This window comes from Cardinium endosymbiont of Dermatophagoides farinae (genome assembly GCF_007559345.1).
Classification (GTDB): Bacteria; Bacteroidota; Bacteroidia; order Cytophagales; family Amoebophilaceae; genus Cardinium.
Map to the genome: position 1 here is coordinate 339,134 of NZ_VMBH01000001.1, position 15,354 is coordinate 354,487.

Consider the following 15,354-nt stretch of genomic DNA (forward strand, 5'->3'; position numbering starts at 1 on the left):
CTCCTTGGATATGGGAAATTATTGTACGTTAAGGCTGTTTTTGTATTTTTCTATGTTAGCCGGTCGTAGAGGTCGGAACTTACTTAATGTTTTTTTACGCTTTCTTGTTCAGATATAATCTCCTGTCAAATTGATATGCTCCCATCCTAATGGAGATAGATGTGATAACAATTGATCATTGATTTTTATTCCCTGTTTTTTCAGAGAGTCTACAGCTCTTTCGATGTAGACCGTGTTCCATAGCGTGATGGCAGCTGTGAGCAGTGTTAGTCCACTGGCACGGTAGCTCTGATTTTCCAGGTTTCTGTCCCTGATTTCCCCCAACCTGTGCATAAATACCGCACGGGCAAGGGCATTACGGGCTTCTCCTTTATTAAGCCCTTTTTGTACACGTCGACGCAATGCTGGATCTCGAAACCAGTTCAGCATGAATAATGTTCTTTCTATTCTCCCGATTTCTCTGAGAGCTTTTGCCAGACCGTTCTGTTTTGGATAACTGGCCAACTTCTTGAGCATTAGGGATGCAGTAACTGTCCCCTGGCTGATCGAGGTGGCTAGACGAAGCACGTCAGCCCAGTTTGATTTGATATCTTTCAGATTCAGGCTGTTCGAAGATATAATAGACTGAAGTCCAGGGTATTGTTGGGCTTTTCCTTGAATAAAAAGTCGTTTGTCATGTAGATCTCGAATTCTTGGGCAGAATTCAAAACCAAGTAGGTGCATCATGGCAAATACATGATCGGTGAAACCAGATGTATCGGTATAGTGTTCCCGGATTTCTAGATCACTTTCGTGATACAGCAAGCCATCGAGTACATGAGTTGAATCCCTTACCCGGCTGATAACCCTGGTATAAAATGGACTGTATTGATCAGAGATATTCGTATAAAACTGAATACCAGGATCCTGTCCATATTTAGGATTGACTTGTCCAGCGTAGCGTCCAAGGCTTCCGACTCTGAAGTTCTGACCGTTTGAAGACGATGTAGTACCGTCACCCCAGTATATCGCCATAGGTTGCTTTTCCTGCGCATTAACTAATTCAGCAAGAGCAGCTGAATACGTTTCATCTCGTATATACCACGCCTGAATACTTTCCAGTGAAGATCTAGTAACTCCAGGACAGGCCTCTACCATTTTACCTAGCCCAAGGTTAATTCCATCAGCCAGGATAGTGGTTAGGAGGAGCCGAGTATCAGGGCGGATGACCTCATTTTTGAGATGAGAAAAATGGTCAGTAAACGCTGTCCAGTCGTTTACTTCATCCAGTATCTCTGTAATTTTAGGATGAGGTAACATACTATAAACCAGGGCTGTCAGCGGTGAAACCTCTGCAGGAACACTATTATCCAATGGCGTGACCTTTACTCTTTTATTAGATATTTCAACATTAGGTAAATCACCTATAAGGGCCATTTTGTTTACCTCTTCGAGTCGTGATTTCAATAATGTTAGGCGACTTCCAATATATTGACTGTAATCAAAAGGGACAGAAAGTGGTAACTGATGATTCTGAATCAACTTATTAAACTCCTTTTTAGGAATGAGGTAATCGTCAAAATTTTTATATCGGCGAGAACCTTTTACCCAGATATCCCCTGAACGAAGCGCGTCTTTCAGTTCGTTAAGAGCGAAAAATTCATAGTACTGTCGATTTATTCCGGTGGGTGCAATAACCACTTTCCTCCAGCTTTCAGGAATAAAATCCAACGGTTCCATTGGTGGGACCTTTCGTAACTGTTTATGATACATTTCTCTGATGACTGTCAGAGCCTCGGCTAGTGACTGTGCAGCTGGCGTGGCATTCAGTTCCAACGCAGACAACATTCTTGGAGCGTATTTACGTAACGTACTATATTTCTCAATAATAATATGCAGTGGATCAAAATTACTTTTTTTGGTCAAAAAACGGGTTTCTTCTAGACTTATAATAAATTTTTGCCATGGCATAACATGTTCAATAGCAGTCCATGGATCTTCTCCGGATTCACGGGCTTCAGTTAATGCTTGACCAATAGCAATATACTGGTACAGTTTAGACTGGATAAGTTTACCTGTTTGCTGGAGTCGCTCCGCCTGAGTCCTTTTAGCCCGGCTGAACATACTGTTCAAGAATACGCTCATGCAAATCGATGATCTCATCTGTAAGTGTAGCTCTGGCTTCTTCAATCACACATATTAGAATAGCGTATCGTCTGCTTGATGAGAACTTAGTCAAATCTCGGCTGCTCATATTCCGACCCTCACGGGCCAGTTTCAGTAACCGATTCTGATGAACTAAACGTCCGATCCCTACCGGTAAGTCTATTGCCATGATCGTATTCAAGCGTTCAATGTGCTGTAATACATTTTTTCCGTTAATTTTACCAGGAGGTTGAAGAATCCAAGATAGACGTGAAAGATGATTATTTGATGCAATCAGAAGGCTGTCTAGATTGACCTTATACTCTGATATAAGTTGAGCATTCAGTTCCGAGAATACTATTTTATACCAGCATCCATGGCCTTTGAGCACGTTCGCTCCAGTACATCAATAGTGGGAATAATCACGCAATTCCGCTGCATATACTTTAGAAGTTCTTGTGTAAAAAGAATACCCTTGTCAGTGCGTTTTGCAAGTGGAATTAAATACGAAATGCAATCATTTTGAATCTGTTTTGTAAATTTTTTTAGTCCTAGATAGTGGTATAGTTCTATTAAATGTTCCCTGCGAGTGGTGTCTCGTCCTGATGCATAATCTTTCCAAAGTTCATTTGATAAATTAAGTCTGCTAGCGATATGCTTGAGTAAAAAATCGGAAAGTAGTGATTTTTTATCTGGGATCATCCCTATGTTCTTCAGGTAACAAAGCAAGACAGAAAAACCGAACCTATTGGCTGGCTTGCGGTGCGTATTAATAAGCGCTAAATCCTGAATGATATTCTACTAGTAGAACAAATAGATCGGCTGACCAGACTTAGTAACAGTGACTGGCTAACACTCAAAAAGCAGATTGAACATCATGAATTGAGAATTGTAAGTCTGGACATCCCAACTTCATGGCAGGTTTTGTCTGACAAAGAACCATCACAAAATGATCCAGTAACTCGTGCTGTGATTTCTGCCATCAATAATATGCTCATGGATCTGATGGCCGCAATGTCGTATAAGGATTGGTTGAGCCGTCAGCAACGGCAAAAACAGGGAATCGAAAGAGCACGTCAAGAGGGTAAATATCGTGGAAAACAGGCTGATCATGAGCGTCACCAGAAGGTAATATATTATCGAAGTGTTAAAAAACTAAGCATTCAAGATACCGCACAAGCTACCGGGTACAGCGCTTCGCAGGTATGTCGTATTCAGAAATTGTACTTTGTAAACAATGAAAAAAGCGATGCTAAGCACTTTTAATAAATTGCTGGAAAGTGGGAAAAGTAATGTCTGAAACATGTTGCTAATCAGGTAAATTTATACAATAACCTGGAAGAAAAAGAAGAACATCTTTAGTACAGAAAACAGCCTTAATGTACAATAATTTCCTATATCCAAGGAGACCCCTAAATAGGCTTTGCTCTTCAATTTTTCGGCAACTTCACTTATCCATAATAAACCCTCATTTTTGTCAGATTTGTTAAGAAACTTATTTGTAATCTGCCTTTTTACATAAGAAACCTCTTGTGCGATCTGCTTTAGATTATCTAAAGGCAATTTGGAATGAAACTCCTGAATAGAAGCATTATAATGATTGGTTTTAGGCCTAGAGTAGGATCGGGCGTAAGTGTAGGTATGATCTGACTGATTTAGGTTGCCGCTGTCATAATCCTGAGATCCACACGGATATGAATCTATTTGGTTGTGCGTATTAGACCTTTCATGATTAGTACTATAGCTATCTGCAACACCTCCTGTTATCAGGAGCTCTACTTTGCTGGCTATCCTTATGTTGAGGAACCGGATATGAATCTGTTTGATCACCATCTCTAAACCTTTGTCTGCTAGCACTATAGTTACCTGCAAAACTCCTATTATCAGGACTTTTTTTCTCGTCTTTATGACTGTATCGATGCTTCACATAATCTTTGACACTATATCTGGTCAATAATCTTGAACGTGTACAACTATTTCCAATTTCTGCTAGCACTATAGCTATCTGCAAAACTCCTATTATCAGGACTTTTTTTTTCGTCTTTATGACTGTAGCGATGTTTAACATAATCTTGGATATTATATCTGGTCAATAAGCTTGAACATGTACAACTATTCCCAAGTTTCAATAATGTAATGGTTACTACTACGCTTAGAATATGATATGCCGTTAACTTACTATGCAGATAATGAATTTATTTGAATGCTGGATTAACGTTTCCATTCGTATTTGTTTAGCCAGTGGTGTCAAATTAGTTAGTATGTTTTATTGATTATTAAATAAAATAATATATTTTTTTAAGTTTGCGTTTTTATTTCTTATTTATACATTGTAAAGTATTTTTTTGATATCTCATAAAAAAGTTTACAATTTATTTTTTTTATGAAATATTTTAAGGGAAAATTTTGTTACCGGTATTAAAAATAAAGTGCATGCACAAATGTTTTAGCAAAGATATTCAAAAGGCGAACAAACAATGGCAGCAGCATAACTGCCTGAAGTGGTTGACTATATGTATACTTTATGAATGGCATGAGAAAGGATATAGAGCCTAAAACACCTTTTTTTCTATATCCTAAAGCACAAGAAATAGCATCTATTTCTTTTAATGTAAAGATGCTATCTCTACCTATTTTAATTAAAAGCTATATAGGCACAAGCCGTAAATGGTCTGTGACGTTTAGAGTTGCGCCTTTATTGATTTTCCGCTTATTAAGAAAGATTGGGTGGCAGCGCTCATCTTTCTGTCAGTGATGCTTTTAATGGTAGAATAGGATTGGAAGTCAGTCTTTTTGGTATAGAATATGAAACCAATGCAGGATTTATTTTTAACTGGGATGTGCTAAACTTTTCATTCTTTTCAAAATCTATAACGACCATCTCATCAATGTTTTCAATAGGGTACAACTTTAATAAATTGATGGGTTTTGATCGTTTTTGTTCAGCAAATGGCCACGCTAGCCAGGAAACAAGCAAAAAGTAAGAGAAAGATTTCCTTTTTTACTACTAGTATGAACAAATATGTCATATTTCGTTTGGGTAGAAAAACAGGCTCAAAAGTGGATGCTCTATCTCTTGGAACCTCAACCGATATGACTTCATTATCAATTTCTAACGCTTTTTTCTACAAGACGCTTGCTTAATTCTTTAAGTAAGCCACCTTGATCAAAAAGAGTCGATAGGTCTACACCTGAGTCTAGCAATACGTCTATTGCTTTGCTTATCCCATCTTTTGGTAAATCTTTTTTTCATTGTGTTAAGTTTAAGTGTTAATATCTAAAGGAATATACAACCTGAAAAATATTTACACACTTAAGACTAAAGACTCTTTTTTATGTTTTTGTGAACCCTGTGAATATGATTTTGAAGGTCCTCCTTCCTCACGAAGGATTTCTTACAAAACTCACATGGGAATTGTTGTGTTTCATTGTGAATATTGATTTCATGACTTGTGCATTTACCTTTATGTTTGAATCTTACAGGACAATATTTACATTTGAAACCTTTTTCCCCCTTTTTTGGATGCATCTTCTTATGTGCGCTTATTTTGGAGTCCATCTGATGACGCTTTGTAGTGATTACTTTGAAACACTCACAGGTCCACGTTACTCTATTGCTCCAATGTGCTTCTGAGACACACTTTTTACAGGTATAATCTATTATTTTTTCTTTTCTCTCTTTGCTAGAGAGTTCACAGGTACACTTTAATGATGTTTGGCTATTGCTTTCCGAATTGTACTTCCTTTTTTTGCCTTCTATTGGATTTTCTTTTTTAAGTCGTTTGACATTAAGTCTCAATTTGTATTCTTTATCAGAATCATTATTAGAATCACTATCTGTTTCTGTATCTATTTGAGAACAGAGTTGGCTATCATCAGAAAATATTTTGTTCCATCCGTGACAGTTTTGACAGGTAAACTCTGTTATTGCTTCTATAAGTAACTCAACATCTTTATAGAGCAATGTATAGAGCGATTCAATTTTTCCTTTATAAAAAGACTCTCGCTTATTTTTAATAAACTGAGAAAGATTCGGCAGGTATTTAAGAAGGTTTGTCTTCAAATCATCTTCTTTAGAATTCTTTAATTCTGTAATTAAGTTACTCAAGTAACGAAGGCGTGACATGAAGTCCTTAATTAAGTCACACAAGTAACGAAGGTGTGACATGAAATCATTTTCAGCTTTAGATTCAGCTTCAGATTCAGATTCTTCTAATCTCGAATCTTTTTTAGGTTCTTCTAACAAGCTATTTAACGAGATATCCCATCTCCTATATATTATCTTAATGATATTTTTTATCTTATACACCCGATCCTCCTTAGAAACTGAAAAAGGTGTTTGTCTATTTTCAGAAAAACCCAAACAACCCGGCGATTTGTCCGACCGCATATTTCTTTTTACTTGGTGTGTAGTACACCCAAGTAAATAGATGCAGAGACTATTACACACGATTGTTTGCCATCTTTTTTTTATATGCTTTAACATTGTTGTATAGAGTTTAGTTTAGTTTATTAAATATTTGCCGTGTCCGTTGTTCACAGCTTTAATCCAATTGATGCGTTTCGATCACTATGAGTAAGTAAAATAAGGATATTATTTATGCCTTTTTTACCGAAAACCATCCTGATCAGCCATCCCTATAATAGCCAGTAGATTCCTTGCTGAAATGACATTATCGATTTTTCCAGTAATGGTGAGCATCAGGTTGTCCCCTAGCTTTTTTAGCTGGCAACAAGTTGGGTGTGCTTGCATATAGTGCATGATATGGTCCCACATATTCCCATTTCTTTTTTGGAAATCAGCGCCTAGGTAGCAATGCAAGCGTTGATTCTTAAATGAAATTTTTTGAAATCCAATCCGTTCTGCTTCCCATCGGAGTTGTACCGTTTCCAACAGGGTATCTGTAGCAGTAGGCAATGGACCAAACCGATCTATGAGTTCTTCTTTAAAGTGTGTGAGCTGGTCCATGTTTTTAAGTTCATGTAGTCTACTATACAGGGTCATGCGTTGCGTTGTGCTTTGCACATATTCAGGTGGTAAAAGTGCTTCACAGTTTGTTTCAATGGAACATTCGCTGGGTAGCGTTTTGGCCTCTTTACCAAATAATGCTTTAAAATCATTATGCTTTACCTCTTCTACAGCCTCTTCTAATATTTTACAATAGGTGTCAAAACCAATGTCCGATATAAAGCCACTTTGTGCGGAACCTAGTAGATCACCTGCGCCACGTATGTCTAGGTCTCTCATAGCCAGCTTAAAGCCATCTCCTAATGCTGAACACTCTTCTAATGCAGCTAGCCTTAGTTTTGCTTCTGGTGTAAGGGTTGCATCTTCTGGAATCAATAGGTAGCAAAAGGCTTGTACATTAGAACGACCTACTCTGCCACGCATTTGATGTAAGTCAGAAAGGCCTAAAAGATGGCTGTCATTGATGATAATGGTGTTGACATTGGGCATATCTATGCCAGATTCTATAATACTGGTTGCTACCAGTATATCGTAACGCCCTACTATAAACTGCAGGATTTTTTCTTCTAGCATAGATCCGGCCATTTGACCATGCGCAACACAGATGCGTGCGGTGGGCAGTAGCGCTGATAGATTTTGCGCCATGGCATTGATATTGCTTACCCTGTTGTGCACAAAAAAGACTTGTCCGCCACGGGCTATTTCATCTTCTATGGCTTCTTTAATAAGCTGCTCATCAAAGCCATGAAGCTTTGTTTGGACAGGTAGCCTATTGGTAGGAGGGGTAGCCAGAATACTTAAATCCCTGGCACCCATCAGCGAAAAATGAAGGGTGCGTGGAATAGGTGTAGCGGTTAGGGTTAATGTGTCTACGTTTAAACGCATCTTTTTTAACTTTTCTTTAGCACTTACCCCAAATTTCTGTTCTTCATCGATAATCAATAGCCCTAAATCTTTAAACTTAACACCGTTTGTGAGTAGCTTGTGTGTGCCAATTAGAATATCCACTTTTCCAGAAGCTGTATCGGAGCGCGTTTGCTCAATTTCTTGTTTGGTTTTAAATCTGTTGATATAGCTGACATGAATCGGTAGGTTGGCCAACCTATTGATAAAGGAGTTGTAATGCTGTAGCGCTAAAATCGTAGTAGGCACCAGCACAGCGACTTGCTTGCCACTTGTTGCTGCCTTAAAAGCTGCACGAATCGCGATTTCTGTTTTGCCAAACCCCACATCGCCACAAACCAGTCGATCCATAGGGGTGGAGCTTTCCATATCTTCTTTAACAGCGGCAATGGCCACCGCTTGGTCTGGGGTTTCCTCATAGCAGAAGGAAGCGGCTAATGCTGCGTCTAGTAGCGTATCTGCTCCAAAAGCAAATCCTAACGTTTTTTTGCGTGCTGCGTAAAGTGCAATCAGCTCCTTGGCAATGTCTTTGATCTGTTTTTTAACGCTGTTTTTTTTACGCCCCCAGGCGGAACTGCCCAATGTATGCATCCCAGGCGTTGTGCCGTCTTTGCTGGTATATTTACTGATTTTATATAATTCGTGTACATTGACGTATACCGTGTCGTTGTTTTTATAGATCAGTCGAATGGCTTCTTGCTTTTGGTTATTGATCTGTAAGGAATGTAATCCGGAAAATCGACCAATCCCGTAGTCACTGTGTACCACATAATCTCCAATTTCTAGTTTCCTGCATGCATCGGCAAGTAGGGTTTCAGTTGTAGTATGCCGTTTGGGTGGTTCATACTTGTAGTATCTATTAAAGATTTGGTGATCGCTATAGCAGACTATTTTGGCTGTATGGTCTATATAACCTTCTCGTAAGCTCAGCAGTAGTGGCGTAAAAGTTGTTTTGTGCGCTTGTGCTTCTAAAATAGTATGCAGTCGGGCAAATTGCCCTGCAGCAGTAGCTGTAATGTATATATCATACTCCTGCGCATTCCTTTTGTAGAGGTCATCTGCTAAAAGGCTAAAATTTTGTTTGAAAAAAGGCTGTTTTTCAGCATTATAGGTTAGTACTAGGTCGTTTTCTGAAACAATAGATGCTCCAAATAGAATTTGGTGAAAGGGTATAATGGATGCCATAAAGCTTTCCACAGTGTCTAAGGTATCACTTGATGCACTACTTTTTGGTGCTGCTAAGATCTTTTTTTTATTTTTTAGCCAAATACAACTCCCTGCTGGTAGACAAGCCCCAAAAGAGGTATAGTTTAATTGTTTTGTCGTTGTCGTTTCTGGATTCGATAAGATAGTTGCTACATTTGTCTTTTTAAAAGACTTTTGGTCTTTAGGGTCAAAGATGCGAATGGTGGAAACTTGATCGCCCCATAGTTCTATTCGGTAGGGAAACGACTGGTTCATGCTATAAATGTCAATAATGCCGCCACGTATAGCAAACTGACCTGGGCTATAGACAAAATCTACTTTTGTAAATCTTTGAAGCATCTTTTCCAATGTTTGGAATGATAGCGTTTGGCCTACATGTATATTAGAGCACATAGTGGTCACCAGAGATGGATCCAAGATTTTTTCCAAAACGGCGGCTATATGGGTAACCACTAATGGCGCAGCGCTATTTTCGCTTATAGCCTGTATAATAGCTGATCGTTTGTTTTGAATCGTTTTATACTTATCCTCTTTTTGTTCTAAACTGGGAAAAAGTAGTACAGGATGGGCAGGCAATAGATGAGTGAGGTCCCCATAGATAGCCAATGCTTCTTCTTTGTTTTCCACTACAACCAGTTGTAGCTGGTTGCAGTTTTGTTGCAGTGCTGCAATAAGTAGTGCATCTAAGCTCCCTTGCATACCTTCTAGGTGCATCGCTCTGTTTTGGGGATCCTCTTTTAGGTAGTCTGTAAGCTTGGTTACCACTTCATTTTTTTCGTACAGCGCTATGAAATCGTTGATCTGCAAGATGAAAGTAAAGGTTAATGAAAATAAAACCCCGGACATATACCCTTGGATATACAATGGTCCGTGGCAGCTACGGCTGAACTATAAATAAAATGAAATGAATATGCTATAAAGACTGCGTCCAACGCAAATTTACAAATAATTTTTTAAAAAGTGTAGGGTAAGCGCATGGCTTGGGTAGGGTTTGTGGTCTTTTTTTATTTTTCTTTTGCCATATAATTGGTAGCTATTATAGGGTATGGAAAAGTTGAAGCAATTAGGCAAGTAAGTAATTTATTAGAAAAATACAATAGACGGATTTAAACTGTTTTATTCTGGTATTCTATTATTTATCAATTGATAATCGTATATTAAACTTATAAAGGTGATGAATAGACTATCATTTGTTTATAGTTTATATGCTACTTTTCCGCTTTTAGGGTAGGCTTATTAAGCGAAACCCTTTCCAAGGTGCGTTTTTAAGAAACCTCTTGTTTTTTAACATGGTCAGGTGATTGAAGGGATAGGTTTTATGGAACACTGCACGGGCAAATATATGCTCTATTATTTTAAGTCTGCTCACTCCCATTTGGTTCAGGAGAGAGAGGCTATGGTTGTAATTTTTTTTGCGCTTTAGGTTTCGTCCGTTATGTAATAAAGCAGCAATGAAAAAAAATAAAAACAATTTATTTATAACACTTTTATTCTATTTTTTTACGCTGTGGTCGAATGGATGTATTGGATGTATACGGAATATGCGTGCAAAAATCCAGGTTATAAACAAATTATCAAACCTTTACAACGGCCAGCAAGTGACTGTAATGAGCTCAATCGTGGAGTAGACCCAGCAACTGCTATCCATTACGATTCTAATGATAAGCGTGATGTTTCTAATACTTTTTTAACTCCAAAATCTGAAGAGAAGCCTCCACTACCGTGTGTTGTTAGTAGCCGTATTAATAGGGGTGATAGTAGCCAAGTAACTAAACCGGAGAAAATACCACAAATAGAAAGTAACGTAGCCTTAAGAACAGTATGGAAATTAGTACAAGCATTAATGATTTCAGTCTCTGAATCGGAAAAAATAGTCTTACAAATTCTGGAAATGGTAGGACCGGAATTGGATAAACTTTTAGAGCAAGTATCTGTGCTAAGCAATTGTGTACAATCAGTGCTCTGTAAATCAGAAGAAAAGGCTAAAATAGCTCAAGGAGCAGGTTCCGATGTATCCGATGTAAGAGTAATTATACAAGAGACAGAAGTGGCTGCAAGAACTGATGCATCAGGTAATGATATAACTACTGAAAACATAGTACAAATGGTAGCTGATATGATGTCCATTGTTCAAGATGTAAAAAAAGTATAGGATATGATGAAAAACGCCTAGGAATGTTTAAAAAGGTTCTAAAAGCAGTAGAAGGTCGTGCAAATAACCTTAAAGTAAAAGCCACCAAATCAGTAGAGGTTGCGCATGAAGCTGTACAAGCGTCTGAGAGTGTGTAAATTAGCCTATATCCATTCTTTATTTTAATGCAAAAGATAGATAATAGATCTGCATCCCTTGCGCTATAAACCGTTTTTCATAAGTGGTTTGGATGCCAAAATGGCTATTTACTAATGTAGAATGATATAAATCTGTTGTACAATTGCGTGGTACGATCCCTTGCGCTTGGAGCAAATCTAATGTATACGCAAAGAGTAAGCGACTATCTGTTTTTAAGTGGACGCATCCCCCTTGTATCAGTATCGTTTTATATAGTTTTAAAAAACGAGGGCTGGTGAGCCTACGTTTTATATCCCTGGTTTTAGGCCTAGGATCTGGAAAGGTAATCCAAACCTCAGCTACTTCATCTTGTTCAAAAAAATCTAAAAGATGGGTTGCTTGTGCACGTAGAAAGGCAACATTTTGTAGTGCAGACGCTTTTGCTTCTTGTGCACCCTTCCACAACCGGTCTCCTTTGATGTCAATGCCTATAAAGTTTCTTTCTGGAAATATTTTAGCCAATCCAATGGTATAGGCGCCGTGGCCACAACCAATTTCTAGCGTAATGGGATGGTTGTTTTGAAAATACAAAAGATTCCATTTTCCTTTGATGCTTTTATAGATTGCCTTTTCTGGTTCTATAAGATGATCCAAAAATTTATTTTCCTCAAAACGCTTGCGCTTCTTTCTCATAGCTTCAATCAATACAAATAGCTTTTAGATTCGTGCACTCAAAATGGTAGACCTTCTGCAAAACCTATTTTTGATCAGCAGTTTTTAGGAGAAGCGCAGCCGCCAGCATACTAAATGTATTTGAAGAGCATAGACCACTAAATTGCCATTTAGCAATAGGTTTTACAGAAGGTCTGGTATTGTTTCAGATATATGGCGGTAGCTAATCGATTATCAAACCGCATTTGCCATTAAATTGGTTAAGATGGTATACCCCTCTTCTTCAACAGCAATGGTATGCTCAAAGTGGGCGGAATCTTTTCCATCTTTGGTGACAATGGTCCAACCATCTTGCAAGGTTTTAATGGCCGGATAACCCAAGTTCAATATAGGTTCTATAGCCAGGACCATACCTGCCTTTAAAATAGGCCCCCTACTGGGTTTGCCATAGTTTGGAATCTGAGGCGATTCATGCAGCATGGTGCCTACACCGTGCCCACCCAATTCTTTTACAATACTCAGCTTATGTTGTGTAGCATAGTGACCTATGGCATGGGAAATGGTAGAAAGGTGAATGCCTGCTTTAATCACACGTAGGCCCTCCCATAAAGCTTTTTCTGTATGCGCTAATAAAAACTTTTTTTCGTCAGAAATCTTGCCTATAGGATAGGTCCATGCACTATCGCCAATGTAGCCCTTATATTTGACACCTATGTCAATGCTAACAATATCCCCCTCCTGTAACAGTCGATTATTTGGTATGCCATGTACTACACCATCGTTTATAGAGACACAAGTAGCATTTGGAAAACCACGATATCCCTTAAATATAGGCTCAGCACCATTGCTGCGGATGACTTCCTCCACCATTGTGTCTAAAGCTAGACTATCTACACCTGGCTGAATGGTATTTTTTAAAAGGTCATGGCAAAGCGCTACAATATGACCCGCTCGCTGCAATAACTTTAGCTCAGAACCGGTCCGTATTTTTATCATATAATTATAAAGTAATGTTATATTACAGCAATATAAAGATTTTTATGTAGAATCATCGATTGATTGATTTTTATTAAGGTAGGCAGTATTTATTGCTAACTTTAGTTAGACCTAACTTAGGAAAAATAAAATTGATATGGACCAAGATAATTTTTATACACAGCGATTAGCAATGGTCAATGACCAGTTAGTAGCCAGAAATATAAGGGATGTCAGTGTATTGGCCGTGATGAAAACAATACCGAGGCATCTTTTTGTTCCTGACAATGTTAAAAAATATGCATATTCAGATGCGCCCCTAGGAATAGGATATGGTCAAACTATCTCTCAACCCTATATAGTAGCCTTTATGACAGAAACAGCAATGCTTGACCATGATGCAAAAGTCTTGGAAATTGGTACGGGGTCTGGCTACCAAGCGGCTATTTTGGCCTCATTATGTAAAGAGGTCTATACAATAGAATCCGTCAGTGCTTTAGGAGAAAGAGCTAAAGCACTGCTGAACCAATTCGCATATCATAATCTTTATGTTCGGGTAGGAGATGGATATAAGGGTTGGCCAGAGCAGGCCCCTTTTGATGCAATTATAGTTACAGCAGCTCCTGATCAAGTGCCAAAAACATTGATTGATCAACTTAAAGAAAATGGGAGATTGATTATACCTGTAGGTGAATTTGAGCAACAATTGATACGCATTACTCGAACGAAAGATGGGATTAAACAAGAAACACTTTTACCGGTAAGATTTGTACCTATGGTGAAGGCAAAAGGATAATTATCTACTTCTAAATCAAATAATATACCCTGTAATAGGGATGGTAAGTATACTCAAATGATTTTAAGATTCAAATGGGTTAGCATAACACCGTAACGCTAGGATAAATCATAAAAGCAAAAGAGTATACTCCAATTGGTTTTACTTAACCCCCTCAGGCCTTACTAATTAAAATTAGTAATTAGTAACGAATGATCAAATCTCTAGACCTTCTGCAAAACCTATTTCTAATGGCAATTTTGGTGTCGAAACTTGTCTATGCTCCTCAAATACATTTAGTATTCTGCGGTGCTCGACTGCGCTTCTCCTAAAAACTGCTGATCACAAATAGGTTTTACAGAAGGTCTCCTGATTTGAAGCATCAAATTGCTGTAGAATCCTTACCGTTGCACCTGAATATAATTTTGTTGGTTAAAAATTTTCAACAGTTTCAAATTTTCCCCGTTCATCATGAATGACTACATGGCCCATCTCTACTTTCTTTGCTAGCTCTTCAGCTTTTTTAGTAGCTTCGTCTTTACTATTAAAGGCAAGCGTTGCACTATCTTTCCATTTGACTTCTCTGACATACCATTTGTCATCACTTTTGCTATGCGTAACGTGAAAAAAATGTCCTCTTCTTTCAGTCATAGCTATATAATTAAATTAATACTACTGTCACTTGAACAACTTTTTTAAGCTTGATATGGAATAACCATAACCCCAAATTATGGATTAGGCATTCATTATACTGCCCTGTTGGTTCAGAATTTGGTAGCTAAATTGCCTTATCTCTATTTTTTTGATCTGCCGAACCCTGAGCACTACAGTTCACTAACTTTTGATCTCTATCCTTTTAGTTATCGCCTCTTTCTTTTTAGGAATCGTAAGCTGTAATATTCCGTCTTTAAGTTTAGCATTTATTTGCTCTATAGCAGCATTATTGGGCAAAGAAATGGATCTCTGAAAAGAACCTATATGCCTTTCTTGCATAAAGTAGTTTTTCTCCTTGTTCTCAATATTTTCTTCTTTTTTTCCCTTGATAGTAAGTAAGTTCCCGTCTACCTGAACATCTATGTCCTTCAACTCAATACCAGGAAGTTCTGCATCTATTTGATAACCCGTATTGGTTTCAGAAACATCAATGCTTGGTACTAAATTTCTATCTTTTGTTGTAAACAAATCTGGAAACAAAGAATAAAAATTGTCAAAGATATTATCCATCATTAACGTATTGCCTCTTTACTAAGGCTCGAATGTTAGATCTAGGCCTAAAGCTTGGTAAATTAAATGTCATAACCTTATTTAATTTATTAGTTAATAGATTTATCTAGCTCATTATATTTTAGTATTAATGTTTATTAATACCTTTTACATATTAGTAAAATAAATATTTTTAAGCAAGTGTATTGTTGCAATTTTATACTAAAAGTTTTTTGTAGTAAAATCAATGTAAAATAT

At 37.7% G+C, this 15,354-nt stretch carries 11 protein-coding genes and 1 pseudogene; 4 read left to right on the forward strand and 8 right to left on the reverse strand.

Annotation, left to right across the window (positions count from 1 at the left end; translation table 11 throughout):
- Positions 1 to 18: 18 nt before the first annotated feature.
- Positions 19 to 2,910: pseudogene (locus FPG78_RS01605) on the reverse strand (Tn3 family transposase); the annotation flags it as partial.
- Between the two features lie 9 nt (positions 2,911 to 2,919).
- Here FPG78_RS01605 and FPG78_RS01610 point away from each other — a divergent pair.
- The gene (locus FPG78_RS01610) at positions 2,920 to 3,390 is read left to right on the forward strand and encodes a recombinase family protein (RefSeq protein WP_223262038.1); all 471 of its coding nucleotides are present in this window, start codon (positions 2,920 to 2,922) and stop codon (positions 3,388 to 3,390) included.
- Positions 3,391 to 3,447: 57 nt separating this feature from the next.
- Here the strand turns inward: FPG78_RS01610 and FPG78_RS01615 are convergent, their stop codons facing one another.
- The gene (locus FPG78_RS01615) at positions 3,448 to 3,981 is read right to left on the reverse strand and encodes a hypothetical protein (protein WP_144086325.1); all 534 of its coding nucleotides are present in this window, start codon (positions 3,979 to 3,981) and stop codon (positions 3,448 to 3,450) included.
- Between the two features lie 866 nt (positions 3,982 to 4,847).
- Here FPG78_RS01615 and FPG78_RS01620 point away from each other — a divergent pair.
- The gene (locus FPG78_RS01620) at positions 4,848 to 5,108 is read left to right on the forward strand and encodes a queuosine salvage family protein (RefSeq protein WP_144086326.1); all 261 of its coding nucleotides are present in this window, start codon (positions 4,848 to 4,850) and stop codon (positions 5,106 to 5,108) included.
- Positions 5,109 to 5,443: 335 nt separating this feature from the next.
- Here the strand turns inward: FPG78_RS01620 and FPG78_RS01625 are convergent, their stop codons facing one another.
- Complete coding sequence (locus FPG78_RS01625; protein ID WP_223261941.1) at positions 5,444 to 6,514, reverse strand: hypothetical protein; 1,071 nt, start codon at positions 6,512 to 6,514, stop codon at positions 5,444 to 5,446.
- Between the two features lie 219 nt (positions 6,515 to 6,733).
- Positions 6,734 to 10,048: a transcription-repair coupling factor gene (gene mfd / locus FPG78_RS01630; RefSeq protein WP_144086328.1), complete on the reverse strand. Its 3,315-nt coding sequence runs from the start codon at positions 10,046 to 10,048 to the stop codon at positions 6,734 to 6,736.
- A 661-nt stretch (positions 10,049 to 10,709) separates the two neighbouring features.
- On the opposite strand from mfd, the gene FPG78_RS01635 reads away from it, so the two are divergent.
- Entirely contained in the window at positions 10,710 to 11,354 is a 645-nt protein-coding gene (locus FPG78_RS01635; RefSeq protein WP_144086329.1) for a hypothetical protein, read from the forward strand.
- 156 nt (positions 11,355 to 11,510) lie between these two features.
- Here the strand turns inward: FPG78_RS01635 and trmB are convergent, their stop codons facing one another.
- Positions 11,511 to 12,164 carry a tRNA (guanosine(46)-N7)-methyltransferase TrmB gene (trmB, locus tag FPG78_RS01640; protein ID WP_144086330.1) on the reverse strand — a complete coding sequence of 218 codons (654 nt, stop codon included), beginning with the start codon at positions 12,162 to 12,164 and terminating at the stop codon, positions 11,511 to 11,513.
- Positions 12,165 to 12,377: 213 nt separating this feature from the next.
- Positions 12,378 to 13,139: a type I methionyl aminopeptidase gene (gene map, locus FPG78_RS01645; protein WP_144086331.1), complete on the reverse strand. Its 762-nt coding sequence runs from the start codon at positions 13,137 to 13,139 to the stop codon at positions 12,378 to 12,380.
- Positions 13,140 to 13,275: 136 nt separating this feature from the next.
- Here map and FPG78_RS01650 point away from each other — a divergent pair, with 136 nt between their 5' ends.
- Positions 13,276 to 13,914, forward strand: coding sequence for a protein-L-isoaspartate(D-aspartate) O-methyltransferase (locus FPG78_RS01650; protein ID WP_144086332.1), 639 nt, complete (start codon positions 13,276 to 13,278; stop codon positions 13,912 to 13,914).
- A 411-nt stretch (positions 13,915 to 14,325) separates the two neighbouring features.
- Here FPG78_RS01650 and FPG78_RS01655 read toward each other — a convergent pair whose 3' ends face one another.
- Together FPG78_RS01655 and FPG78_RS01660 are read right to left on the reverse strand one after the other, a co-directional pair.
- A complete protein-coding gene (locus FPG78_RS01655) occupies positions 14,326 to 14,544 on the reverse strand; it encodes a DUF2188 domain-containing protein (protein ID WP_144086333.1) in 219 nt (72 codons plus the stop codon).
- Between the two features lie 183 nt (positions 14,545 to 14,727).
- Positions 14,728 to 15,120 carry an Hsp20/alpha crystallin family protein gene (locus FPG78_RS01660; RefSeq protein ID WP_223261942.1) on the reverse strand — a complete coding sequence of 131 codons (393 nt, stop codon included), beginning with the start codon at positions 15,118 to 15,120 and terminating at the stop codon, positions 14,728 to 14,730.
- Positions 15,121 to 15,354 lie beyond the last annotated feature (234 nt).

Excerpts from the sequence above, each read along its gene's own strand:
- FPG78_RS01650 (WP_144086332.1), top strand. The coding sequence starts at position 13,276 with ATGGACCAAGATAATTTTTATACACAGCGATTAGCAATGGTCAATGAC.
- map (WP_144086331.1), bottom strand. The coding sequence starts at position 13,139 with ATGATAAAAATACGGACCGGTTCTGAGCTAAAGTTATTGCAGCGAGCG.
- FPG78_RS01660 (WP_223261942.1), bottom strand. The coding sequence starts at position 15,120 with ATGATGGATAATATCTTTGACAATTTTTATTCTTTGTTTCCAGATTTG.
- mfd (WP_144086328.1), bottom strand. The coding sequence starts at position 10,048 with ATGTCCGGGGTTTTATTTTCATTAACCTTTACTTTCATCTTGCAGATC.
- trmB (WP_144086330.1), bottom strand. The coding sequence starts at position 12,164 with ATGAGAAAGAAGCGCAAGCGTTTTGAGGAAAATAAATTTTTGGATCAT.
- FPG78_RS01655 (WP_144086333.1), bottom strand. The coding sequence starts at position 14,544 with ATGACTGAAAGAAGAGGACATTTTTTTCACGTTACGCATAGCAAAAGT.
- FPG78_RS01625 (WP_223261941.1), bottom strand. The coding sequence starts at position 6,514 with ATGCGGTCGGACAAATCGCCGGGTTGTTTGGGTTTTTCTGAAAATAGA.